The sequence below is a fragment of the Paraburkholderia ginsengiterrae genome (assembly GCF_001645125.1).
GTDB lineage: Bacteria > Pseudomonadota > Gammaproteobacteria > Burkholderiales > Burkholderiaceae > Paraburkholderia > Paraburkholderia ginsengiterrae.
Genome location: NZ_LXKA01000309.1, coordinates 16317 through 39814, shown reverse-complemented (window position 1 = coordinate 39814; position 23498 = coordinate 16317). Strand labels below are relative to the sequence as shown.

At 63.8% G+C, this 23498-nt stretch carries 21 protein-coding genes; 7 read left to right on the top strand and 14 right to left on the bottom strand.

The features are described from left to right. The first annotated feature begins 76 nt into the window (after nt 1–76). The 6 genes from A6V37_RS21445 (at nt 77) to yacG (ending at nt 5442) form a co-directional block, all read left to right on the top strand. Nucleotides 77–1372, top strand: a complete 1296-nt coding sequence (locus A6V37_RS21445; protein ID WP_064269237.1) for a GspE/PulE family protein — start codon at nt 77–79, stop codon at nt 1370–1372. After that, nucleotides 1369–2598, top strand: a complete 1230-nt coding sequence (locus A6V37_RS21440) for a type II secretion system F family protein (protein WP_064286328.1) — start codon at nt 1369–1371, stop codon at nt 2596–2598. Before A6V37_RS21445 ends, A6V37_RS21440 begins: the two co-directional genes overlap by 4 nt. A gap of 26 nt (nt 2599–2624) precedes the next feature. Beyond that, nucleotides 2625–3575 (top strand): prepilin peptidase, encoded by a 951-nt coding sequence (locus tag A6V37_RS21435; protein WP_064286327.1) that lies wholly within the window; start codon nt 2625–2627, stop codon nt 3573–3575. A 3-nt stretch (nt 3576–3578) separates the two neighbouring features. Then, nucleotides 3579–4181, top strand: a complete 603-nt coding sequence (gene coaE / locus A6V37_RS21430) for a dephospho-CoA kinase (RefSeq protein WP_064269240.1) — start codon at nt 3579–3581, stop codon at nt 4179–4181. Nucleotides 4182–4374: 193 nt separating this feature from the next. Further along, a complete protein-coding gene (gene zapD / locus A6V37_RS21425) occupies nt 4375–5130 on the top strand; it encodes a cell division protein ZapD (RefSeq protein WP_064269241.1) in 756 nt (251 codons plus the stop codon). 114 nt (nt 5131–5244) lie between these two features. After that, on the top strand, nt 5245–5442 hold the full coding sequence (yacG, locus tag A6V37_RS39370) for a DNA gyrase inhibitor YacG (RefSeq protein WP_075643532.1): 198 nt from the start codon (nt 5245–5247) through the stop codon (nt 5440–5442). An 89-nt stretch (nt 5443–5531) separates the two neighbouring features. Here the strand turns inward: yacG and A6V37_RS21420 are convergent, their stop codons facing one another. The 4 genes from A6V37_RS21420 to secA form a co-directional block, all read right to left on the bottom strand. Continuing rightward, on the bottom strand, nt 5532–5966 hold the full coding sequence (locus A6V37_RS21420) for an NUDIX domain-containing protein (RefSeq protein ID WP_064269242.1): 435 nt from the start codon (nt 5964–5966) through the stop codon (nt 5532–5534). Nucleotides 5967–5974: 8 nt separating this feature from the next. Next, on the bottom strand, nt 5975–6844 hold the full coding sequence (locus A6V37_RS21415; protein WP_064269243.1) for an ATP-binding protein: 870 nt from the start codon (nt 6842–6844) through the stop codon (nt 5975–5977). Nucleotides 6845–6885: 41 nt separating this feature from the next. Continuing rightward, nucleotides 6886–8127, bottom strand: a complete 1242-nt coding sequence (argJ, locus tag A6V37_RS21410; protein WP_064269244.1) for a bifunctional glutamate N-acetyltransferase/amino-acid acetyltransferase ArgJ — start codon at nt 8125–8127, stop codon at nt 6886–6888. Nucleotides 8128–8279: 152 nt separating this feature from the next. After that, a complete protein-coding gene (secA, locus tag A6V37_RS21405) occupies nt 8280–11078 on the bottom strand; it encodes a preprotein translocase subunit SecA (RefSeq protein WP_064286326.1) in 2799 nt (932 codons plus the stop codon). Between the two features lie 291 nt (nt 11079–11369). On the opposite strand from secA, the gene A6V37_RS21400 reads away from it, so the two are divergent. Further along, a complete protein-coding gene (locus A6V37_RS21400; RefSeq protein WP_064269246.1) occupies nt 11370–11852 on the top strand; it encodes a DciA family protein in 483 nt (160 codons plus the stop codon). Nucleotides 11853–11917: 65 nt separating this feature from the next. On the opposite strand, the gene lpxC is transcribed toward A6V37_RS21400, so the two are convergent. The 10 genes from lpxC to murD form a co-directional block, all read right to left on the bottom strand. After that, nucleotides 11918–12835, bottom strand: a complete 918-nt coding sequence (gene lpxC / locus A6V37_RS21395) for a UDP-3-O-acyl-N-acetylglucosamine deacetylase (protein ID WP_064269247.1) — start codon at nt 12833–12835, stop codon at nt 11918–11920. A gap of 289 nt (nt 12836–13124) precedes the next feature. Beyond that, nucleotides 13125–13628 (bottom strand): peroxiredoxin, encoded by a 504-nt coding sequence (locus tag A6V37_RS21390; RefSeq protein ID WP_064269248.1) that lies wholly within the window; start codon nt 13626–13628, stop codon nt 13125–13127. 249 nt (nt 13629–13877) lie between these two features. Next, nucleotides 13878–15074 (bottom strand): cell division protein FtsZ, encoded by a 1197-nt coding sequence (gene ftsZ / locus A6V37_RS21385; RefSeq protein ID WP_064269249.1) that lies wholly within the window; start codon nt 15072–15074, stop codon nt 13878–13880. A 113-nt stretch (nt 15075–15187) separates the two neighbouring features. Beyond that, nucleotides 15188–16420, bottom strand: coding sequence for a cell division protein FtsA (gene ftsA, locus A6V37_RS21380; RefSeq protein ID WP_064286325.1), 1233 nt, complete (start codon nt 16418–16420; stop codon nt 15188–15190). Nucleotides 16421–16447: 27 nt separating this feature from the next. After that, nucleotides 16448–17200, bottom strand: a complete 753-nt coding sequence (locus tag A6V37_RS21375; protein ID WP_064269250.1) for a cell division protein FtsQ/DivIB — start codon at nt 17198–17200, stop codon at nt 16448–16450. A 36-nt stretch (nt 17201–17236) separates the two neighbouring features. Next, entirely contained in the window at nt 17237–18190 is a 954-nt protein-coding gene (locus A6V37_RS21370) for a D-alanine--D-alanine ligase (RefSeq protein ID WP_064286324.1), read from the bottom strand. Between the two features lies 1 nt (nt 18191). Next, nucleotides 18192–19595, bottom strand: coding sequence for a UDP-N-acetylmuramate--L-alanine ligase (gene murC / locus A6V37_RS21365; RefSeq protein ID WP_064269252.1), 1404 nt, complete (start codon nt 19593–19595; stop codon nt 18192–18194). Beyond that, nucleotides 19592–20710 (bottom strand): undecaprenyldiphospho-muramoylpentapeptide beta-N-acetylglucosaminyltransferase, encoded by a 1119-nt coding sequence (murG, locus tag A6V37_RS21360; RefSeq protein WP_064286323.1) that lies wholly within the window; start codon nt 20708–20710, stop codon nt 19592–19594. Before murG ends, murC begins: the two co-directional genes overlap by 4 nt. Beyond that, nucleotides 20707–21984 carry a putative lipid II flippase FtsW gene (gene ftsW / locus A6V37_RS21355; RefSeq protein WP_064286322.1) on the bottom strand — a complete coding sequence of 426 codons (1278 nt, stop codon included), beginning with the start codon at nt 21982–21984 and terminating at the stop codon, nt 20707–20709. Before ftsW ends, murG begins: the two co-directional genes overlap by 4 nt. Beyond that, a complete protein-coding gene (murD, locus tag A6V37_RS21350; protein WP_064286321.1) occupies nt 21981–23495 on the bottom strand; it encodes a UDP-N-acetylmuramoyl-L-alanine--D-glutamate ligase in 1515 nt (504 codons plus the stop codon). The genes ftsW and murD overlap by 4 nt, the downstream gene beginning before the upstream one ends. Nucleotides 23496–23498: the final 3 nt, after the last annotated feature.

The following is a 23498-nucleotide window of genomic DNA, read 5'->3' as shown; positions in this document are numbered from 1 at the left end:
GCTGAGTAGCGGCGCCCGCTGCCGTCCCGGAAGATAAGGCCATCGTGTTCTACAGGCGGCTCATCACCGGTTTCTCATGCAAGCGTCTTCTCAAGCTGCGGCGTCAACGCCGCGCCCCATTGCGCATCACCAGGAATTCCCAGCGAGGGCTAAGCCCAACTCATTGGCCGCGGACGCGAGCACAGCTAGTCTCGCCGATCCCGACAATGCGCCCGCCGTGCGTCTGCTGACTGAGACGTTGCAGGAAGCGACCCGCCGCAACGCGTCGGACCTGCACATCGAACCGGCTGAACACGGCTGGCGTGTGCGCTTGCGAATCGACGGCGTGTTGCATGAGATCGCGCCGCCGCCGGCGCATCTGCGCGACGCGTTCATTACGCGCGTCAAGGTTCTCGCACGCATGGACATCGCCGAGCGCAGGGTGCCGCAGGACGGGCGGCTGCGCATTGCCACTTCGCCAGGTCAGGTCGAAGACTATCGCGTCAACTCGCTGCCTACGCTATTCGGCGAAAAGCTCGTGCTGCGGCGACTCGACGCGCTACCTGCCAATCTGTCACTCGACTCGCTCGGCCTCGATCCGCGCCAGCGCGAGACGGTCGATGCCGCGATTCGCGCGCCGCACGGTCTCATGCTAGTCACCGGACCGACCGGCAGCGGCAAGACCTTGTCGCTTTACTGCTTCCTGAACATGCTGAACGGCGAGGCGCGCAATCTTTGCTCGGTGGAAGATCCGGCGGAGATCCAGTTGGCCGGCATCAACCAGGTCAGCGTGCGCGAAAAAGCTGGCCTGACCTTCGCGGTGGCGTTGCGCGCCTTTCTCCGTCAGGACCCCGACGTAATCATGGTGGGCGAAATCCGCGATGAGGAGACCGCCGACGTCGCCGTCAAAGCGGCGCAAACCGGCCACCTCGTTTTGTCGACCCTGCATACGAACGACGCGCCGGCGGCAGTTGCCCGTCTGATCGATATCGGCGTCGAGCCATACAACCTCGCCGCCGCACTGAGGATGGTGACTGCGCAGCGGCTGGTGCGTCGCCTGTGCGTCGCATGCCGGGCACCTGCGCCACAGTCGGTGGCCTCGCTACGAGCAGCGGGTTTTACCGAGTCTCAGCTCGACGGCTGGCAGCCCTATACCGCGACCGGCTGTCCGGCGTGCCACGGCATCGGCTACCGGGGCCGCGTCGGCGTTCATCAGGTGATGCCCGTGTCCGATGCCATGCGAGAGCTGATCGTGGCGAACGCCGGGACCCACGAACTCGCACGGCTCGCACAGACTGAGCAGGTGGCGACTTTGCGCGACGCTGCGTTGGCGCGGGTGCGCGACGGCACCACCAGTCTCGTCGAAGCGCTGGCCGCCACCGAGGTCGCATGAGCACGGCCATGCTCCATCGGCCGCCGGCCTCCGACCTGCGCTTCAAATGGCGCGGTGTCGACGCCAACGGCGTGCGGAAAAACGGCGCACTCATTGCGCCGGACGCTGCCATCGCGCGCGCGGTGCTTAAACGCGACAACGTGTTCGTCGTCGAACTCACGGCACATGGACCCGCGCCGCGACCGAGCGCCAGTGCCACGGAGGTCACGCTGTTCACGCGGCAACTCGCCAGCCTGTTGCGCGCCGGGCTGCCGCTCGCGCCCGCCCTGGAGCTGTTGGCGCAAGCACAAACGTCGCCGCGCCAGGGGATGCCGCGAATCGTGAGCGCACTCGCGCGCGATATCACTGGCGGCCTGCGTTTTTCGGCGGCGCTGCAGCGCCACCCGGCACAATTCAGCGAGTTGTATTGCCAACTCGTCGAAGTCGGCGAAGCAGCCGGAGCCCTGCCGGCCGTCCTCGCCCGCATCGCCGATGACCGCGAACGCGCCGCCGCGCAGCGTGCCAAAGTGCGCGCAGCGTTGACCTATCCAATCGCGATCCTTGTGCTCGCAGTGGCCATTACCGCGGCATTGCTAGTGTGGGTCGTGCCGACTTTCAAACAGATCTTCGACGGCTTCGGCGCGCGGCTGCCCGCACCGACGCTGTTCGTGCTGGCATTGTCGTCCGGCGCGGCGCGATGGAGCGTGCCGGCCATTGCCATGATCTTCGCGGCTAGCTCGGCTATGACGTTTCTGCTTCGACGTTCCGAAGCCGCACGTCTCCGGTTCGCACGACTATCGCTGAAAATGCCGGTCGCCGGCCCGTTGTTGCGAACGCTGTGTGCGGCGCGCTGGAGCCGCGCGCTCGGCACATTGCTGTCGGCCGGCACACCTTTGGCCGACGCGTTCGATTCGCTCTCGCACGCCACCGGCAACGCCTTCTTCGACCATGCCACGGTGGACATCGCCGCGCGGCTGCGGCGCGGCGAACGGCTCGCCGCGGCCATGCGCGCTGCGCGCTGCTTTCCTCCCGCGGTGGTGCAGCCCATCGCGGTTGCCGAGGAGTCCGGCGCGCTCGACACCATGCTGATCGACGTCGCGTCGCTCGCCGATCGTCAGGTAGACGAAAAGATCGGCACGCTCTCGAGCCTGTGCGAACCTCTCGTCATCATGGTGCTGGGAGCGCTGGTCGGCGGCCTCGTGATCGCGATGTATCTTCCCATCATTCAACTCGGCAACGTGGTGTAGGATCGCAGCCGAATCCCCCTTTAACTATGCAGGCGACTAATCCACTCGTGCCAGAAACATCTTCCAGCCTGCTGTCGGCCTTATTGCCCGACCGTATCGACCACTTCGCAACCGGTCTCGGCATGGCAGTCAACAGCTTGCCGGCGGGCCTGCGGATCACGTTCGCCATCGTGTTCGGGCTCGTGATCGGCAGCTTTCTGAACGTGGTCGTGCATCGGCTGCCGATCATGCTCGACCGTGCGTGGCGCGCGGAAATCAGCGAGTCCGCCGACGAACCCGTGCAAGAAGACGGCCTCCCGGCGCGCTACAACCTGTGGGTGCCGCGCAGCGCCTGTCCTCACTGCGGCCACGTGCTGAGCGCGTGGGAGAATCTGCCAGTACTGAGCTACCTGCTGCTGCGAGGGCGTTGCTCCGCGTGCAAGACACGCGTGAGCCTGCGCTATCCGCTGCTCGAGATTGCCAGCGCGGCGTTCGCCGTCGGCACGCTCGCGCTGTTCGGACCGACCCTGATGGCGCTCGCGGCCTTTGGCCTGTGTGCGGCATTGCTTGCAATGAGCGCGATCGACATCGACACTCACCTGCTACCCGACTCGATGACGCTGCCTCTGCTGTGGGCGGGCATTATCGTCAACTTCAACGGCATGTTCACGAACCTGCACGACGCGGTGCTCGGCGCGATCTTCGGCTATCTGGTGCTGTGGGCGGTACATTGGCTGTTTCGCCTCGTGCGCGGTGTGGAAGGCATGGGCTACGGTGATTTCAAACTGCTTGCCGCACTTGGCGCGTGGCTCGGCTGGGCAGCGCTGCCGCAGATCGTGCTGATCGGGGCGGTAGCCGGCGCGGTAATCGGTTTGCTGGCAACATGGCGTGGCCGCATGCGCTTTGAAGAACCGTTGCCGTTCGGGCCGTTTCTTGCTGCCGGCGGGGCAATCACCCTCTTTCTCGGCACACCGCTTTACCTCGCTCTGGGAGGCTGACGCATGTTTGTTGTTGGGCTGACCGGCGGCATCGGCAGCGGCAAATCGACCGTCGCCAACCTGTTCGCCGGGCATGGCGTGCCACTCGTCGACACCGACGTGATCGCGCACCGCATCACCGCGCCCGGTGGCATAGCAATGCCGCAGATCGCCGCCGAGTTCGGCGAGGAATTCGTCGCGCCTGACGGCTCGCTCGACCGCGCCCGCATGCGCACCCTCGTCTTCAGCGACGAGCGTGCGCGCAAGCGTCTCGAAGGCATTACGCATCCATTGATTCGTGCGGAGACCGAACGGGAGCAACGCGAGGCGCAAGGCCCTTATGTGATTGTGGTGGTGCCGCTGCTGGTCGAGTCCGGCAGTTGGAAAACCCGCGTGAGCCGGGTGCTGACAGTCGATTGCAGCGTCGAGACGCAGATCTCGCGCGTGATGAGCCGCAACAGCTTCAGCCGCGATCAGGTGCTGGCGATCATTGCCCGCCAGGCCACCCGCGAAGCGCGCCTCGCCGCGGCCGACGACGTGATCGACAACGACAATGCGCCGCTCGACACGCTCAAGGCTCAAGTGGACGCGCAGCACCGCGTGTACCTGTCGCTCGCCGGCGCGTGACGCCGCCGTGACACCCCGGGAAATCCCGGTTGAACTTCGCGGTGATGCGTCTGCCAAAGCGCGTTGAAAACTGCCCGAAACACGCGAAAAAAGTTGCAAAGCCGTGCGGAAAAAGTGCGTGATTGCTAGGGTAGTCCCACGGCATTAGAATGTTCTGCATTCCCGTCACCGACCACGCCCGAGGCGAGCCCGCTTGATCCTTTACGAGTATCCCTTCAACGAGCGAATCCGGACGCTACTGCGCCTCGAAGATCTGTTCGAGCGCTTCACGTTCTTTCTGACTCAGGAAGACCCCAGGGAACATCACGTCGCACTGACCACGTTGTTCGAAATCTCCGAGGTGGCGGGTCGCGCGGATCTGAAGTCGGATCTGATGAAGGAGCTCGAGCGCCAACGGCAAACGCTGGCGCCGTTTCGCGGCAATCCCGGAATCGAGCAGAACGCTCTCGAAGCGGTACTCGGCGAGATCGAGCAAACGCTGGCCGGGCTTTCGCAGATGCAGGGCAAAACCGGTCAGCATCTCGCGGACAACGAGTGGCTTGCCAGCATCCGCAGCCGCGCGATCATCCCCGGTGGCACCTGCAAGTTCGATTTGCCTTCCTACTATGCCTGGCAGCAGATTCACCCCGATCAGCGCCGCCAGGATATTGCCAAGTGGGTGACGCCGCTGCTGCCGCTGCGCGACGCGGCCACCATCGTTCTGCGGCTCGCGCGCGAATCCGGTCAGGCGTCCAAGGTCATGGCCATGCAAGGCAGCTATCAGCAGATGCTGTCCGGCCGTTCGTATCAATTGATGCAGGTACGGGTGGCACCCGAATTGCGCGTAATTCCCGAGGCTAGCGCTAACAAGTACATGCTCTGGGTGCGCTTCACGGTTCAGGACGGCGATCTGCGCCCGCGTGCCGTGGATGTCGACGTACCATTCCAGCTCACGCTTTGCAGCCTGTAAGCAAGTCTGCAGCATTCACCTGGTTAAGCTGAATCGAAGAGGCTCGCCTTTAACAGGGCGAAAAATGCCCCTATATTCGTTACTTGTTCCGTTTGCGATTGACTGTCTGACCGTATGCCTACCGTCGTCAAATGCCCCACTTGCGGAAAGGACGTCCGCTGGACCCCTGAAAACCGTTTCCGCCCTTTCTGCTCAGACCGCTGCAAGCAGATCGATCTCGGCGCCTGGGCCGCTGAGAAGTACAAGATCGGCGGGACCGATCAGGAAGCGTCGTCGGACGAAGCGCCCGGTGGGGACTACAACCCACATTGAGCGAAGCCCGCGGCGTGGGCTACCTGGGGGCCGCACGGGCCGGCGCTGCTAGCGCAGCGCCCACTCCCGAGCGCCCTTCCATCCGCCCTTCAGTTCTTTTCTGCCGCGAGCCATTCCAGCACGGGGATGGTTGCCGGCAGAAGCGGCTCGACATCCGCGGGCAGCGTCTGCCAGACAAAGGCCTGACCTTCACGGCCGTGCGGCTCGCCGGACCACTGCGTCACCTTGCAGAAAAAGAGCCGCACATAGGCGTGCGGATAGTCGTGTTCGAGCGTATGCCAGAGGTGGCACGCTTCGACGTCGATACCCAGCTCCTCGTGCAACTCACGCGCGAGCGCCGCCTCGACTGACTCCCCGGCTTCCAGCTTGCCGCCCGGAAACTCCCAGTAGCCCTCGTACGGCTTGCCCGCCGGGCGCTGCGCCAGCAGATAGCGCCCATCCGGCTGAACCAGCACGCCGACAGCGACTTCCGTCACCTTGCGGCCGGCGGCGTTCACCTGGGTATCGTTCGTGCCTTGGTTCATGCCGTCGCTCACGCTGAAGTCTTACGGCCGGACCAGTCGCGCGCGAACTGCCACGCAACCCGGCCCGACCGCGACCCACGCTCGAGCGCCCACACCAACGCATCGCCGCGTGCCGCTTCGACTTCGGCGTCATCGCAACCAAAATGCCGCAGCCAATGGGCAATGATCGACAGGTAATCGTCCTGCTTGAACGGGTAGAAACTGACCCACAGCCCAAAGCGCTCGGACAGCGAGATTTTCTCCTCGACCAGTTCGCCGGGGTGAATCTCGCCGTCCGCCGTGTGCTTGTATGTCTCGTTGTCGCTCATGTATTCGGGCAACAGATGGCGGCGGTTCGACGTCGCGTAAATCACCACGTTGTCGGATTGCGCGGCGACCGAGCCGTCGAGCGCAACCTTCAGCGCCTTGTAGCCCGACTCGCCTTCCTCGAACGACAGGTCGTCGCAGAACACCACGAAGCGCTCCGGCCGCTGCGCGATCAGGTCGACGATATCGCCCAGGTCGTGCAGATCGTCCTTGTCCACCTCGATCAGACGCAGGCCGTCTTTCGCGTACGCGTTCAGGCAAGCCTTGATCAGCGACGATTTGCCCGTACCGCGCGCGCCGGTCAGCAGCACGTTGTTGGCCGGCTGCTTGTGCACGAACTGGCGCGTGTTCTGCTCGATCAACCCTTTCTGCCGATCGATGTTCTGCAGGTCGTCGAGCGTGATCACCGAAATAGCCGGCACCGGCTGCAGGTAGCCGCGGCCCTGGCGTTTGCGCCAGCGGAAAGCGACCGCAGCCGACCAGTCGATGTCCGGTGACGCGGGCGGAAGCATCGCCTCCAGGCGGACGAGCACGGCTTCGGCCCGGGTCAGAAACTGTTCGAGTTTGTCCATGGTTATGAGGTAAGCGGCCAAAGGCCGCGTAGGGAACCTGGTTACGAACGATAGTCGGCGTTGATGCTCACGTAGTCGTGCGACAGATCGCAAGTCCAGATCGTGGCTTGCGCATCGCCGCGCCCGAGTACGACACGAATGCCGATCTCGCTCTTTTTCATGACGCGCTGGCCGTCTTCTTCACGGTAGGCCGGATTGCGGCCGCCGGAAACGGCGACCAGCACGTCGTCCAGATACAGATCGATCTTGCCGACGTCGAGATCGTCCACGCCGGCATAGCCGATGGCCGCCAGAATGCGGCCGAGATTCGGGTCCGATGCATAGAAGGCGGTCTTCACGAGCGGCGAGTGGCCGATCGCATACGCGATCTGGCGGCATTCGCCGACGCTCGATCCGCCTTCGACCTGCACGGTCATGAATTTGGTCGCGCCTTCGCCGTCGCGCACGATCAGTTGCGCGAGGGTCTGGGCGACGTCCGTCACCGCGTCGCGCAGCGCTGCATAAGCGGGCGAATCGGTGGACGTGATCGCCGGCAGGCTCGATTTGCCCGACGCGATCAGGATGAACGAATCATTGGTCGACGTATCGCCGTCGATCGTGATGCAGTTGAACGAGCGATCCGCCACGTGCCGGACCAGCGCGTCGAGCACCGGCTGGGCAAGCGCGGCGTCGAACGCGAGGAAGCCAAGCATGGTCGCCATGTTCGGCTTGATCATGCCCGCACCCTTGCTGATACCGGTGAGCGTGACCGTGTGGCCGTCGATCGTGACCTGGCGCGAGGCTGCCTTGGGCAGCGTGTCGGTGGTCATAATCGCCTGCGCGGCGTCGTACCAGTGGGCTTCCTTGCGGTTCGCCAACGCGGCCGGCAAGCCGGCTTTCAGACGGTCGACTGGCAGCGGCTCCAGAATCACGCCCGTCGAAAACGGCAACACCTGTTCCGGCGCGATGTCAACCAGACGCGCGAGTTCGGCGCAGGTTTCGCGCGCATGCGCGAGGCCCGATTCGCCCGTGCCCGCATTCGCGTTGCCGGTGTTGATCACCAGCGCGCGAATCGGCTTGCCGCCTGCGCGCACGCGCTCCAGGTTCTCACGGCATACGGTGACGGGCGCCGCGCAAAAACGGTTCTGCGTGAACACGCCGCCGACGGTGGCGCCTTCGCCCACGGAAATGACGAGCACGTCCTTGCGGTTCGGCTTGCGGATATTCGCCTCTGCCCAGCCGAGCGAAACGCCGGCGACGGGGTGGAGTTGAGCGGGATCGATGGAAGGGAAATTGACAGCCATGGTCGCGACCTGTCGAAGAAAATGCCGGCAGGCGCCGGCATTGAGGGAGACGGAAACTGGCGGCTCAGGCGAATTGCCGAGCCACCGCGAAATCAAAGCAACGTGTTACGCAATACCAAGGCGGCGCACCGGAAAGCGCGCCGCCTTCGGCATTACACAATTTTTCCGTGACACTGCTTGTACTTCTTGCCGCTGCCGCACGGGCACGGATCGTTACGGCCGACCTTCGGCACGTTGTCCGCGTTCACGTTCGGGGACGCCGCATGCGCGTGGCTCATGGCGTCGCCGATCATGGCAGCGGTGGCCACTTCCGCGGCAACGGGCGCTGCGGCCTCGGCGAATTCGGCGTGGCGGAACTCGACGTTTTCAAGGTGGCTGCCCTGCTCTTCCAGCTGTTCGGCGGCCTGCTCCAGCTGTTCCGGCGACTGGATCTGCACGTTCATCACCACGCGGGTGACTTCGAGCTTCACGGCGTCGAGCATCGCGGCGAAGAGTTCGAACGCCTCGCGCTTGTATTCCTGTTTCGGATTTTTCTGCGCATAGCCGCGCAGATGGATGCCCTGCCGCAGATGATCGAGCGCAGCCAGATGTTCGCGCCAGCTACGGTCCAGCGTTTGCAGCATGATCGAGCGCTCGAACGCGCTGAACGACTCGCGGCCGACCAGTTCGACTTTCGCCTCGTAGGCTTCGTCAGCAGCGGCTTCGACCGCTTCGAGAATCTCGTCCGCGTTGATCGAGTTCGACTCGTTGATCATTTCCTGGATCGCGAGGTCGAGCTGCCATTCGTTGCGCAGCACTTCCTCCAGCTCGGGCACGTCCCACTGCTCTTCGATGCTGCCGGCCGGCACGAACGGGTGCACGATATCGCCGATCACACCCTTGCGCATTGCGCCGATGGTTTCGGTAATGTCGTTGGCTTCGAGCAATTCATTGCGCTGCTGGTAGATCACCTTGCGCTGATCGTTCGACACATCGTCGTATTCGAGCAATTGCTTACGAACGTCGAAGTTGCGCGCTTCGACCTTGCGCTGCGCCGATTCGATCGAGCGCGACACGATGCCCGCTTCGATCGCTTCGCCTTCCGGCATCTTCAGGCGGTCCATGATCGCGCGCACGCGGTCACCCGCGAAAATGCGCAGCAGCGGATCTTCCAGCGACAGATAGAAACGCGACGAGCCCGGGTCACCCTGGCGGCCTGCACGGCCACGCAGCTGATTGTCGATCCGGCGCGATTCGTGGCGCTCGGTGCCGATGATATGCAACCCGCCCGCGGCCTTGACCTGATCGTGCAGCGCCTGCCATTCGTCATGCAGCTTCTGAATGCGGCGTTGCTTCTCGTCGTCCGCGAGCAGCTCGTCCTGCTCGATGAACGACGCCTGCTTTTCCGCGTTGCCGCCGAGCACGATGTCGGTGCCGCGGCCTGCCATGTTGGTGGCGATCGTGATGCGCTGCGGGCGGCCCGCTTCGGCGACGATCGCGGCTTCACGCGCGTGCTGCTTGGCGTTCAGCACTTCGTGCGGCAAACCGGCCTGCTTCAGCAGATGCGACAGCAACTCGGAGTTCTCGATCGACGTGGTGCCGACCAGCACCGGCTGACTGCGTTCGTAGCACTCGCGAATGTCGCGGATCACCGCGTCGTAACGCTCTTTCGCGGTCTTGTAGATCTGATCCTGCTTGTCGATCCGCTTGGGCGGACGGTTGGTCGGAATCACGACCGTCTCGAGCCCGTAAATCTCGTTGAACTCGTACGCTTCCGTATCCGCCGTGCCGGTCATGCCGGCCAGCTTGGCGTACATGCGGAAATAGTTCTGGAACGTGATCGACGCGAGGGTCTGGTTCTCGCTCTGGATCTTGACGTGTTCCTTCGCCTCGACGGCCTGATGCAGCCCGTCCGACCAGCGGCGGCCCGACATCAGACGGCCCGTAAATTCGTCAACGATGATCACCTCGCCGTTCTGCACGACGTAGTGCTGATCCTTGAAGAACAGCGTGTGTGCGCGCAGCGCAGCGTACACGTGGTGCATCAACGTGATGTTCTGCGGCGCGTACAGGCTTTCGCCCTCGCCGATCAGGCCCCATTCGCCGAGCAGGCGCTCGGCCTTTTCGTGGCCCGATTCCGTCAGGAACACCTGGCGGCCTTTTTCGTCTAGCGTGTAGTCACCCGGCTTCTCGACGCCGGTGCCGTCGGCTTTCTCTTCGCCAATCTGGCGTTCGAGCAGCGGCGGCAACGCATTCATGCGCACGTACAGTTCGGTGTGATCTTCGGCCTGTCCGGAGATGATCAGCGGCGTACGGGCTTCGTCGATCAGGATCGAGTCGACCTCGTCGACCACCGCGAAATTGAGTGCCCGCTGCACGCGCGCGTCGGTCTCGTAGACCATGTTGTCGCGCAGGTAATCGAAGCCGAATTCGTTATTGGTGCCGTACGTGATGTCAGCGGCGTACGCTTCCTGCTTGGCACCGTGGTCCATCTGCGAGAGATTGATGCCGACCGACAGACCGAGGAAGTTGTACAGGCGCGCCATCCATTCGGCGTCGCGCTGGGCCAAGTAGTCGTTGACCGTGACCACGTGCACGCCGCGCCCCGACAACGCGTTCAGGTACACCGGCAGCGTGGCGACGAGCGTCTTGCCTTCGCCGGTGCGCATTTCGCCGATCTTGCCGTAGTGCAGAACCATGCCGCCGATCAGCTGCACGTCGAAGTGGCGCATTTTCAGCGTTCGCTTGCTGGCCTCGCGGCACACCGCGAAGGCTTCGGGCAGGAGCTTGTCGAGTGACTCGCCGCTCGCGACGCGCTGGCGGAATTCACCCGTTTTGGCGCGCAGTTGATCGTCCGTCAATTGCTCGATCTGCGGCTCGAGCGCATTGATCGCCGCGACGGTCTTTTGATATTGCTTGACTAGCCGCTGGTTGCGGCTGCCAAAAATCTTCTGTAGAAAACCGGTGGTCATCGGATCGGTGTCTGCGTCGCGGCTTCGGCTGGGTCGCGGCGTGCAGTTTCGTGCACGTGCGCTCCGGGGTCAGAAGAGCCTCGGCGGCTTAGTCCAAGAGTGAATTCGAATCGCGCATTTTAGCACGCGCCCCCGACCGCGCCTGTGTCAGAGGCGCGACGGCGGCAGTGCAGCGGAAGGCCGCCCCGGTGCCGTTTGGCAAGCCGCATTGGGGCGCGCCCGCGTGCATCCCGCGCGGTACAATCCCGGCGTGAACGCGCATGGTGTGCGATCGCGCCGTTACCAGCGAACATGAGCCGTTTTTCTTCCTTTTCAAGGCCGCCCCAGCAGTTCAAGGCGCGCCGCCCGCAACCCGTCGCCGAAGTGCTCAATCGCACGGACGCGTACGCGGCCCTGCGCGCGGGTGTCGAGCAGATTGCGGCGCTGGAGAAGGATCTGCGGGTGCTGCTGCCCGACTATCTGGCAACCAGCGTGGAGCCTGGCTTCATCAAGGAGGGCGTGCTCGCGCTGTTTGCCGGCCACAATGCGCTGGCGGCACGGCTGCGGCATCTCGAGCCGCGCTTGCTGGCGGATCTGCAGCAGCGCGGCTGGCCGGTCAACGCGCTGCGAATCCGCGTGCGGCCTCAGCCCGCCAAAGCGCCACCGCCCGTCAAGCAGGCCCGCATGACGCCGGCCGGCGCAGACGCGCTCCATGCGCTGAGCGAATCGCTCGCGCCGTCGCCGTTGCAGGAAGCGTTGGCGAAAATGGCCGCCCGGCACCGGAGAAATCGCTGAACGAAAAAAAACGGCCCTGATGGGCCGTTTTTCACATGCTTCTTGGGGAAGTCTCACCCAAAGCGTTAGGCAAAAGCCGTCTGCGTGTCGAATGCGAAGCCGCGCGGCGCCTTCTGCGTGTCGTCGAAGGTGACGATTTCGTACGAGTCTTCGTGCGCCAGCAATTCGCGCAGCAGCGCGTTGTTCAGGCCGTGGCCCGACTTGTACGCGGTGTACGAAGCCAGCAACGGATGGCCGACCACATACAGGTCGCCAATGGCGTCCAGCATCTTGTGCTTCACGAACTCGTCGTCGTAGCGCAGGCCGTCGTTATTCAGAATGCGGTATTCGTCGAGCACGATCGCGTTGTCCATGCTGCCGCCGCGCGCCAGACCCAGTTCACGCATCATTTCCACTTCGTGCGCGAAACCGAAGGTGCGCGCACGCGCGATTTCACGCACGTACGACGTATTGGCGAAATCCACTTCCAGCGCCTGGCCGGTCTTGTCCACCGCCGGGTGGCGGAAGTCGATCGTGAATTTGAGCTTGAAGCCGAAGTACGGATCGAGACGGGCGAACTTGTCGCCGTCGCGAATTTCGACCGGCTTGGTGACCTTGATGAACTTCTTTGCTGCGTTCTGCTCTTCGATCCCCGCCGATTGAATCAGAAACACGAATGAACCGGCGCTGCCGTCCATGATCGGGATTTCTTCAGCGGTGACGTCGACATACAGGTTGTCGATGCCAAGACCGGCGCAGGCGGACATCAGATGCTCGATAGTCGAAACGCGCGCGCCGTCTTTCTGCAACACGGAAGCCAGACGCGTATCGCCAATCGCCATCGCCGACGCAGGAATGTCCACCGGCGTGGCTAAGTCCACGCGCGAAAACACGATGCCCGTATCCGGCCCGGCCGGACGGAGCGTCAGTTCGACTTTACGGCCGGAGTGCAGGCCGATGCCGACTGTCTTGACGATTTGCTTAATAGTGCGCTGCTTCAACATGGTGATCTTCTATTCGATTGAAAATCCCAATCGGGACTTTTTATTCCATAGCGCGAATTATACTCCAATACCCTGGGGAGCGTTGTTGCACGGAACGTATCAATCTGTTTCGCTGCATTACCTCTGGGCGCCCGTCAGGGAAAGCGTGACGGGCCGATGCCCCGGAACGGAGGCGTTTCCGGTCATCGGCCCGCGTAACGGCCTGTCACAAAAGCGTCTTATTGACCGTTGCCCGGGCACAACGCGTGCCGCATGAATGCCCGATGCGAAGGTTACGACGCGAATGTGACTAGCTCAACGTAGCGAGGATACTCCTTGCATCGCTGACTTCGAATTTGCCGGCAGCCTCGACGTTCAACGTCTTGACCACGCCGTCGTCGACCACCATCGCGTAGCGCTGGGAACGGATCCCCATGCCGCGCGCCGACAAATCCTGCTCGAGACCGAGCGCTCGCGTGAAAGCCGCACTGCCGTCCGCCATCATGCGCACCTTGCCCGAGGCGTGCTGATCGCGTCCCCACGCGCCCATTACGAACGCGTCGTTGACGGACACGCACCAGATCTCGTCGATGCCAAGCGCGCGCAACGCGTCGGCATGCTCGACATAACCCGGTACATGTTTGGCCGAACAGGTCGGCGTGAACGCGCCCGGCAATCCGAAGATCACCACGCGCTTGCCCGCCGTCTGCTCGCGCACGTCGAAGCCGTTTGGCCCGATCGTGCAGCCCGCCCGCTCGTCTTCGATCAACTCGAAGAGCGTTGCGTCGGGCAGCTTGTCACCTGCCTGAATCATGCTCAGTCCTTTGCATCGATGCGAAGCACGCTCGCACGTCGTCGTGTCGCAGTGAAATTCGGCGTGAGCTTAATAACAGCTCCACCGTCCGGCGACAGTTGCCCAATCCGCTTCGCGTTTCCGAAGAGGGCAGTTGTCCTTGCCGCGAATCAGACGATACGCGACTTGTTTGCCGTTCACCCGCCACGCTCGTGCATTCGTCCGCCAGCGCCTAAAAAACAGCGCGGCAGCGAAAGCCTGCTCGTGCGCTCAGTCCGCCTGCTTGCGCAGGAATGCCGGAATGTCGTACGTATCGACGCCCTTTTCCTGCAGCGCCTGCACGTGCGAAGCCGCCGTATCGCGCGACGTGCGCCACACAGCCGGCGTGTCCAGCGCGCCGTAGTCGGCGGTGCTGGCGTGCGACGGCGCGTAGGCAGCGTGCTGCATCGTGCTGATCGGCTGATTGTCGGTGCCGGTGCGCAGCAGCGTCATCGGTGCCGATTGCTGCTTCTTCGCCGCGCGGCCCAGACCCGTTGCCACGACCGTCACGCGCAGCGCGTCCCCCATTGCATCGTCGTACACCGCGCCGAAAATCACGGTCGCGTCTTCAGCAGCGTAGCTCTTGATGGTGTTCATCACTTCGCGCGTTTCCGACAGACGCAGCGAACGGCTCGACGTGATGTTGACCAGCACGCCGCGCGCACCCGACAGATCCACGCCTTCCAGCAGCGGGCTGGCGACAGCCTGCTCGGCAGCCAGACGCGCGCGATCGACGCCGGCAACCGTCGCCGTGCCCATCATTGCCTTGCCCTGCTCGCCCATCACCGTCTTCACGTCTTCGAAGTCGACGTTCACCAGACCGTCGACATTGATGATTTCCGCGATGCCGGCAACTGCGTTGTTCAGAACGTCGTCTGCGCACTGGAAGCACTTGTCCATCTCGGCGTCATCGCCCATCACCTCGAACAGCTTGTCGTTCAGAACGACGATCAGCGAGTCGACGTGATCCTCCAGTTGCTGCGAACCTGCTTCCGCCACGCGCATGCGCTTGCCGCCTTCGAATTCGAACGGCTTGCTGACCACGCCAACGGTCAAGATACCCATTTCCTTGGCGATCTGCGCGACCACCGGCGCTGCGCCCGTGCCCGTGCCGCCGCCCATGCCGGCCGTGATGAAGACCATGTGGGCGCCGAGCAGTGCGTCGGCAATGCGCTCACGTGCTTCTTCCGCGGCGGCTCGACCCATTTCCGGCTTGGCACCGGCGCCCAGACCCGTGTTGCCGAGCTGGATCACCGCGGTGGCGCGCGAACGCGACAGAGCCTGCGCATCCGTGTTCATCACGATGAAGTCGACGCCTTGCACGCCTTTGTTGATCATGTGCTGGACGGCATTGCCGCCAGCGCCACCTACTCCGACCACCTTGATGATGGTGCCGTTCGTTTCGGTTTCCAGCATCTGGAATTCCATGTTGCCTCCGTCAAGATAAAAAATTACAGCCACTCGGCCGTTATTCGGCAGGAGATCGGGCAACCCCCTGTCGCGCGCCAGCCGCCGGCACCAGCGCGTATTTTTCGAAACCGTTAGAAGTTGCCGAGGAACCAGTCCTTCATGCGCGTGAAGACCTGTCCCATCGACCCCGACTGCACGGCGACCTTGCGGCCGCGCATGCGTTGCGAACGTCCTTCGACGAGCAGCCCCATCGCCGTCGAGTAGCGCGGATTGCGCACCACATCGGCGAGACCGCCCGCGTATTCCGGCACGCCGATGCGCACCGGCTTCAGGAAAATGTCTTCACCCAGTTCGACCATGCCGAGCATCATCGACGCGCCGCCGGTCAGCACCACGCCGGAGCTCAGCAGCTCCTCGTAACCCGACTCGCGCACCACCTGCTGCACGAGCGAAAACAGTTCTTCGACACGCGGCTCGACCACCGCCGCCAGCGCCTGGCGCGACAGCGTGCGCGGACCGCGCTCGCCCAGCCCCGGCACTTCGATCATTTCGTCCGGATCGGCGAGCGCCTGCTTGGCGATGCCGTAGTCCACCTTGATGTCTTCCGCGTCCGGCGTCGGCGTGCTCAGCGCCATGGCGATGTCGCTCGTGATCTGGTCGCCGGCGATCGGAATCACCGCCGTGTGACGGATCGCGCCTTCGCTGAAAATCGCAATGTCCGTCGTGCCACCGCCGATGTCGACCAGCACGACGCCGAGTTCTTTTTCGTCTTCCGTCAGCACCGCCAGCGACGACGCCAGCGGCTGCAGGATCAGATCGTTCACTTCGAGCCCGCAACGGCGCACGCACTTGACGATGTTCTGCGCCGCGCTGACCGCGCCCGTGACGATATGCACCTTCACTTCCAGACGAATGCCGCTCATGCCGATCGGCTCGCGCACATCTTCCTGACCGTCGATGATGAATTCCTGCGTCAGGATGTGCAGCACCTGCTGATCGGTCGGGATGTTGATCGCCTTCGCCGTTTCGATCACGCGCGCCACGTCCGTCTGCGTAACTTCTTTTTCCTTGATCGCCACCATGCCGCTCGAATTGAAGCTGCGGATATGGCTGCCGGCGATCCCGGTAAATACGTTGGTGATCTTGCAGTCGGCCATCAGCTCGGCTTCCTCGAGCGCGCGCTGAATGGACTGCACGGTGGCTTCGATGTTCACCACCACGCCTTTCTTGAGCCCCTTCGATTCGCTCTGGCCGAGGCCGATCACCTCGTAGTGACCCTCGCCCTTCAACTCAGCGACGATGGCCACGACCTTCGACGTCCCGATGTCGAGGGCGACCAGCAGATCTTTATAGTCTTTACTCATAGCGTGCTCATTGCGTGTGATGTCCGTTTACTTCTTGCCTTTGTCGGGCTCGCTGATAAAGCGCATGCCAGCGGCCCGAATCGCGAAACCGTTCGGATAGCGCAAGTCCGCATTCTCGATATCCTTTCCCCATCGTTGCGTCACTGCGTTCCACGCCGCGGTCAGACGCTTGCTCCGATCGAGCAGCGTGTCCTGATTGCGTTCGCGCCCAAGTTCCACCTGCGTGCCGTTCGAGAGCTTCACTGTCCACGCATACCGCGGCGACAGCGTCACTTCTTCGGGCGTCGCGCCCAACGGCGCAAACCATTTCTGGAAGTCGTGATAACGCGCGACCACCTCTTTTGCCGTACCGTCGGGGCCGTCGAACGCGGGCAGATCCTCTTCGAGCTCGCCCTGATTCGCCGTGAACAGCTCGCCGTCGACGCTCACCAGCTGATCGCTGCCCCACGTTCCCAGCGGTTTGTACTCCTCGAGCGTGACAGCCAGTGCATTCGGCCAGACTCGCCGCACGCTGGCATGCCGCACCCACGGCATCTGCTCGAACGCCTGGCGCGCGACGTCGAGGTCCACCGTGAAAAAGTTGCCTTTCAACCGTCCCACTACGCCGGCACGCACCGTCGGCGAATTGATGTGCTCGGTGTCGCCGTCGATCTGGATTTCGCGCAGCGCGAAATTCGGGCGCTGGATCAGCCAGTAACCGCCCGCCGCCAGCAGCACGAGCACCAGCAACGCATGCAATGCGTTGGCGGCGAAATTGAGCTGGCGAACGTTGTTCCACATGGTGTTGCTTTCGGGTCGCCCCGGTTAGTCCTGCCGTTAATCCTTCAGCGTCAGCGCCAGGACGCCGACCACCAGTTCCTGATAGCTGATGCCGACCGCGCGCGCCGCTTTCGGCGGCAGCGAGTGATCGGTCATGCCAGGCGCCGTGTTCACTTCGAGGAAATACGGGTTGCCGTCCGCGTCGAGCATGAAATCGGCGCGGCCCCAGTCGGTACAGCCGAGCACGTCGAAGGCACGGCGCGCCAGCACTTTCAGGCGTGCTTCAACGTCTGCCGCCAGACCGCACGGGATCAGGTATTGCGTGTCGTTCGCGATGTACTTCGCGTGGTAGTCGTAGAACTCGCCGGCCGGCACGATGCGGATCACCGGCAGATCAAGATCGCCGGCGATGCACGCGGTGTATTCGCCACCGCCTTCGATGCTCTTTTCCACCACCACGATCTTGTCGTACTTGACCGCTTCGAGCAGCGCCGCGGGCAGCGCGTCGGCACTCTTCACCTTGATCACCGCAACGCTCGACCCTTCGCTCGCCGGCTTCACGAAAAGCGGCAAGCCGAGCTTCGCGACGATGTCCTTGGCGCGCGCTTCGTAATCGTCGCCGCGCAGCACCGCTTCGAACGACGGTGTCGGAATACCGAGCTGCTGCCACACGAGCTTGGTGCGGAATTTATCCAGCCCCGGCGCCGAGCCCAGCACGCCGCTACCCGTGTAACGGATGCCGTAGAAGTCGAGCGCGCCCTGGATCTGGCCGTTCTCGCCGTAGCCGCCATGCAGCGCATTGAACGCACGCACGAAACCTTCTTCCTTCAACGCGGCGAGCGGACGTTCCGCCGGATCGAACGGATGCGCGTCGACGCCGGCGTCGCGCAGACCTTGCAATACCAGGCGCCCGGAATTGAGCGACACCTCGCGCTCGGCGGAATTGCCGCCGAGCAGCACCGCCACCTTGCCGAATTGTTTAGCGCGTTGATCCGTTTTTGTGCTGCTCATGTCACACCTTCGTTTCCTGCGCAAGGCGACCCGGCACACCGCCGATCGAACCCGCGCCCATCGTGATCACCACATCGCCGTCGCGCACCACTGCTGAGAGCGCGTCCGGCACTTCATCCACCGTATCGACAAACACCGGCTCGACCTTGCCCGCCACGCGCAATGCGCGCGCGAGAGCACGGCCGTCCGCGGCGACGATCGGCGCTTCGCCTGCCGAATAGACTTCGGTCAGCACGAGCGCGTCGACGGTCGACAGCACTTTCACAAAATCTTCGAAGCAGTCACGCGTACGCGTGAAACGGTGCGGCTGGAACGCCAGCACCAGGCGGCGGCCAGGAAATGCGCCTCTCGCGGCCGCCACCGTGGCGGCCATTTCGACCGGGTGATGGCCGTAGTCGTCAACCAGCGTGTACGTGCCCGCCGCTTTGCCTTCTGCGATCACAGGCACTTCGCCGTAACGCTGAAAGCGCCGGCCTACTCCGTTGAAATCCGCCAGCGCTCGCTGGATATCGGCATCTTTCACTTCAAGTTCAGTCGCAATTGCAATTGCGGCCAGGGCGTTCTGCACGTTGTGCTCGCCCGGCAGGTTCAGCACGATGTCGAGCGGCGCCGCGTCTTCGCGCATTGCCGTGAAATGCATCTTGCCTTCGTGCGCTTGAACGTTGACCGCGCGCACCTGCGCATCCGGCGCGAAACCGTAGCGGATGATCGGCTTCGACACGAACGGCAGGATCTCCTTCACGTTCGGATCGTCCACGCACAGCACCGCGATACCGTAGAACGGCAGACGGTGCGTGAATTCGATGAACGCCTGCTTGAGCCGCGCAAAATCGTGGCCGTAGGTGTCCATATGATCGGCGTCGATGTTCGTGATGACTTCGATCACCGGGAACAGATTCAGGAACGACGCATCCGACTCGTCCGCCTCGGCGACGATAAAGTCGCCCGTGCCCAGGCGCGCATTCGCGCCCGCGCTGATCAGCCGGCCGCCGATCACGAAAGTCGGATCAAGACCGCCCGCCGCCAGCACGCTCGCCACCAGCGAGGTGGTCGTGGTCTTGCCGTGCGTGCCGGCAATCGCAATGCCCTGCTTCAGCCGCATCAATTCCGCGAGCATCACCGCGCGCGGCACGATCGGAATGCGGCGATGACGCGCGGCCAGCACTTCCGGGTTGTCGCTGCGCACTGCTGTCGAGACGACGACCGCGTTCGCGCCTTCGATGTTCTCCGCCGCGTGACCGATCGAGATCCGCGCGCCGAGTGCGGCGAGGCGGTCGGTAATCGCGTTGCTCGACAGATCCGAGCCGCTCACCTGATAGCCGAGATTGACCAGCACCTCGGCGATGCCGCTCATACCGACACCGCCGATGCCGACAAAGTGAATGTGTTTGACGATGTGTTTCATTGCTTTCCTTCTGGGCTCGCGCCCGAAATCGAACCCGCCACGGCCGCGCAGATCTGTGCGACCTGTTCCGTGGCGTCGGGTTTCGCGAGCGAGCGCGAACGCTCCGCCATCTCCGCGAGGGTCTCCCGCGTCTGGCTGCGCAACCAGTCGGCGAGGGTTTGCGCCGACAAGTCGCGTTGCTGCACGACCAGCGCCGCGCCGTTGCCGGCGAGAAACGCTGCATTAGTAGTTTGATGATCGTCTACGGCATACGGGAACGGCACGAAGTACGCCGCCACCCCTACCGCTGAAATCTCCGATACCGTCATCGCTCCCGAGCGGCAAATCACCAGATCCGCGTTCGCGTAGGCACTCGTCATGTCGTCGATGAACGGCACGAGTTCGACATCGGCGCCGGTTTGCAGACCCGCTGCCGCGTAGTTCTCGCGCAGCGCGTCGATATGTTTGGCGCCTGCCTGATGCACGATGCGCGGCCGTTCGCCCGGCGCGAGCAAAGCCACCGCGCGCGGCACCACTTCATTCAACGCCGCCGCGCCCAGACTACCGCCCACGACCAGCACATTCAGCGGACCACTGCGTTGCGCGTAGCGTGCTTTGGGTGCCGCGGCGCGCGCAAGTTCCGCACGAATCGGATTTCCGGTCCATTCGCTATCCGGCAGTGCATCCGGGAACGCAACCAGCACGCGTTTGGCGACTTTCGCGAGCACTTTGTTCGCGAGGCCCGCAATCGAATTCTGTTCATGCAATACCAGCGGCCGTCCGCTCAACGCGGTCATCAGGCCGGCCGGAAACGTGATGTAGCCGCCCATGCCAAGCACGACGTCCGGCTTCACGCGACGCAGCACGCTCAGGCTTTGCGTGCAGGCGCGCAGCAGATTCAGCGGCAGCATCAGCTTGGTTTTCAGGCCCTTGCCGCGCAACCCGCCAAAGCGCACATATTCCATCGGGATGCCGTGCTTGGGCACGAGCGTCGCTTCCATGCCCGCCGGGTTGCCGAGCCAGACGACCTTCCAGCCCCACGCCTGCATCAGATGAGCGACCGCGAGCCCCGGGAACACGTGTCCCCCGGTGCCGCCGGCCATCACCATCAGCGTGCGTTGCGGCAGAGCCGTCATACCTTCCCCCCGCGCATCAGCACCCGGTTCTCATAGTCCACGCGCATAAGCACAGCCACCGCCACGCAGTTCAGCAAAATGCCCGAACCGCCGTAGCTCACGAGCGGCAGCGTGAGACCCTTGGTCGGCAGCAGGCCGAGGTTCACGCCCATGTTGATGAAGGTCTGCGCGCCAAACCAGATACCGACACCCTTCGCGACGAGTCCAGCGAACGTGCGATCGAGCGCGAGTGCCTGGCGGCCGATCTCGAACGAGCGGCGCACGATCCAGTAGAACATCAGGATGACGACCAGCACGCCGACAAAACCCAGTTCCTCGCCGATCACCGCGAGAATGAAGTCGGTATGCGCTTCCGGCAGATAGTTGAGCTTCTCGACACTGCCGCCGAGACCCACGCCGAACCACTCGCCGCGGCCGAACGCGATCAGCGAGTGCGTCAATTGATACGCCTTGCCCTGGGCATAGCGGTCGTCCCACGGATCGAGGTACGCGAAAATCCGCTCGCGGCGCCACGGCGAAGCCCACACCAGCAGCGTGAACGTGCCGACCGCGGTGGCCACCAGCCCGCCGAACAGCTTGCCGTTCACGCCACCGAGAAACAGCACACCCATTGCGATCGCCGCGATCACCATGAACGCACCCATGTCCGGCTCGAGCAGCAGCAACGCGCCGACGAAGCCGACCGCAACCGCCATCGGCAAAAAGCCCTTGGCAAAGCTGTGCATGTATTCCTGCTTGCGCACGGTGTAGCTCGCCGCGTAAATCGTCACCGCGAGCTTCATGATTTCCGACGGCTGCATGTTCGTGATGCCGAGCGGAATCCAGCGGCGCGCGCCGTTCACGCCTTTGCCGACGTGCGGAATCAGCACGATCACCAGCGCAGCCAGCGAAATCAGAAAGAGCTTCGGCGCGTACTTTTCCCACGTTCCGATCGGAATGCGGAACGACGCTACGCCAATCACCGAGCCCATGACTACGAAGATGATCTGACGCACAAGGAACGCGTAGTCGCGGTACGACGCATACTTCGGCGAATCGGGCATGGCGATCGACGCCGAATACACCATCACGACGCCGAGGCCGAGCAGCGCGACCACGACCCACAACAGCGAGTGATCGTAGTCGAGCATGCGCGAGCGCAGCGGACGCACGCCGTTGACGGCGCTCGCGAGACCGCTGCCGCCCGTGCGGCCGGAGGCGCGAGCCGTGCCGCCCGCACCGCCAGCTTCGCCGGCGGCCGCCTGACGCGAACCGAATCGTTCCGACCAGCTCATATCATCGTCCCCCGTTCGGCCGCGATGTCTTCCACGGTGCTGCGGAACACCGCGGCACGATGCGCGTAACCCTTGAACATGTCGAAGCTCGCGCAAGCCGGCGACAGCAGCACAGCATCGCCGGGCTCAGCCAGCGCGGTGGCGGCGCGCGTCGCTTCTTCGAGCGTGGCGTGGTCAGTCATCGCGATACCGGTGTCTTCCAGCGCGGCGCGGATCTGCGGCGCATCGCGGCCGATCAGCATGACGGCGCGGCACCAGCGCATGACCGGCGCGCTGAGCGGATCGAAATCCTGGCCCTTGCCGTCGCCGCCGGCGATCAGCACCACGCGCTGCGCCAGCCCGTCGAGCGCGGCTACCGTTGCGCCGACGTTGGTGCCCTTGCTGTCGTCCACGTAATCAATGCCGTCGATCGACGCGATCAGTTCCACGCGATGCGGCTCGCCGCGATATTCGCGCAGGCCGTGCAGCAGCGGCGCGCCCGGCAAGCCGACTGCACGTGCGAGCGCGTAGGCGGCCAACGCATTGGCGGCGTTGTGCAGACCGCGGATGCGCAAGGCGTCGGCGGGCATCAGGCGCTTCAATGCAATGTCGGGCGGTGTGACCGTTTCGTTCTTGCGGCGGCGCTTCGGCACAGGCTCGTCGCTTGGGTCGCGGTCGTGCGCCTGGACGAGCCAGATCATGCCGTTCTCGCGCAGCAGACCGTAATCGCCATCGTTCTTCGGCTCGGTTACGCCGAAGGTGACCATCTCCGCGTCGCTCTCCGCAGAGGGCGCGAGCGCCATGACGCGCGAGTCGTCACGATTCAGCACGCGCACGGTTTGTGTACCGAAAATGCGCCCTTTCGCGGCGGCGTATGCGTCGAGCCCGCCGTGCCAATCCAGGTGATCTTGCGTGATGTTCAGGATAGCCGCTGCGTCCGGTGTGAACGTGTGCGAGGTTTCGAGCTGAAAGCTCGACAGTTCCAGCACCCACACATCCGGCAACGCGGTGGCGTCGATTGCTTCGGTGAGTTTGTCGAGCAAGGACGGGCTGATATTGCCCGCCACCGCGACCTTCCTGCCGGCCCGTTCGCACAGCAGGCCGGTCAGGCTCGTCGTCGTAGTCTTGCCGTTGGTGCCGGTGATGGCAATCACCTTCGGCGCGTAGCCGCTTTCGCCGAGCGTCTTCAGCGCTTGCGCAAAGAGTTCGAGTTCGCCCCACACGGGGATGCCCTGCTCGCGCGCGGCCGAGATCAGCGGCAGCAGATCGGCGGCCAGCGGCGACAGGCCTGGGCTGATCGCGACGAGTTCGACGCCTTCGAGCAACGCCGGCGAAAACGGGCCGCCGACGAACTGTGCGTCGACGCGATGCGCTTCCAGCGCGGTCAGGTTCGGCGGCACTTCGCGCGTATCGGCCACGCGCAGCCGACAGCCGTGCCGCGCGCACCAGCGCGCCATCGCGAGACCGGATTCACCCAGTCCCAGCACGAGCACCATCGGCTTTTGCCGATCCCGAAACTTCTCGCCGAACATCGC

Excerpts from the sequence above, each read along its gene's own strand:
- A6V37_RS21390 (WP_064269248.1), bottom strand. The coding sequence starts at position 13,628 with ATGATTCAGGCAGGTGACAAGCTGCCCGACGCAACGCTCTTCGAGTTG.
- ftsZ (WP_064269249.1), bottom strand. The coding sequence starts at position 15,074 with ATGGAATTCCAGATGCTGGAAACCGAAACGAACGGCACCATCATCAAG.
- murC (WP_064269252.1), bottom strand. The coding sequence starts at position 19,595 with ATGAAACACATCGTCAAACACATTCACTTTGTCGGCATCGGCGGTGTC.
- ftsA (WP_064286325.1), bottom strand. The coding sequence starts at position 16,420 with ATGAGTAAAGACTATAAAGATCTGCTGGTCGCCCTCGACATCGGGACG.
- lpxC (WP_064269247.1), bottom strand. The coding sequence starts at position 12,835 with ATGTTGAAGCAGCGCACTATTAAGCAAATCGTCAAGACAGTCGGCATC.
- A6V37_RS21435 (WP_064286327.1), top strand. The coding sequence starts at position 2,625 with ATGCAGGCGACTAATCCACTCGTGCCAGAAACATCTTCCAGCCTGCTG.
- murD (WP_064286321.1), bottom strand. The coding sequence starts at position 23,495 with ATGTTCGGCGAGAAGTTTCGGGATCGGCAAAAGCCGATGGTGCTCGTG.
- A6V37_RS21445 (WP_064269237.1), top strand. The coding sequence starts at position 77 with ATGCAAGCGTCTTCTCAAGCTGCGGCGTCAACGCCGCGCCCCATTGCG.
- yacG (WP_075643532.1), top strand. The coding sequence starts at position 5,245 with ATGCCTACCGTCGTCAAATGCCCCACTTGCGGAAAGGACGTCCGCTGG.
- secA (WP_064286326.1), bottom strand. The coding sequence starts at position 11,078 with ATGACCACCGGTTTTCTACAGAAGATTTTTGGCAGCCGCAACCAGCGG.
- ftsW (WP_064286322.1), bottom strand. The coding sequence starts at position 21,984 with ATGAGCTGGTCGGAACGATTCGGTTCGCGTCAGGCGGCCGCCGGCGAA.
- A6V37_RS21440 (WP_064286328.1), top strand. The coding sequence starts at position 1,369 with ATGAGCACGGCCATGCTCCATCGGCCGCCGGCCTCCGACCTGCGCTTC.
- argJ (WP_064269244.1), bottom strand. The coding sequence starts at position 8,127 with ATGGCTGTCAATTTCCCTTCCATCGATCCCGCTCAACTCCACCCCGTC.
- A6V37_RS21375 (WP_064269250.1), bottom strand. The coding sequence starts at position 17,200 with ATGTGGAACAACGTTCGCCAGCTCAATTTCGCCGCCAACGCATTGCAT.
- A6V37_RS21370 (WP_064286324.1), bottom strand. The coding sequence starts at position 18,190 with ATGAGCAGCACAAAAACGGATCAACGCGCTAAACAATTCGGCAAGGTG.
- murG (WP_064286323.1), bottom strand. The coding sequence starts at position 20,710 with ATGACGGCTCTGCCGCAACGCACGCTGATGGTGATGGCCGGCGGCACC.
- A6V37_RS21420 (WP_064269242.1), bottom strand. The coding sequence starts at position 5,966 with ATGAACCAAGGCACGAACGATACCCAGGTGAACGCCGCCGGCCGCAAG.
- coaE (WP_064269240.1), top strand. The coding sequence starts at position 3,579 with ATGTTTGTTGTTGGGCTGACCGGCGGCATCGGCAGCGGCAAATCGACC.
- A6V37_RS21415 (WP_064269243.1), bottom strand. The coding sequence starts at position 6,844 with ATGGACAAACTCGAACAGTTTCTGACCCGGGCCGAAGCCGTGCTCGTC.
- A6V37_RS21400 (WP_064269246.1), top strand. The coding sequence starts at position 11,370 with ATGAGCCGTTTTTCTTCCTTTTCAAGGCCGCCCCAGCAGTTCAAGGCG.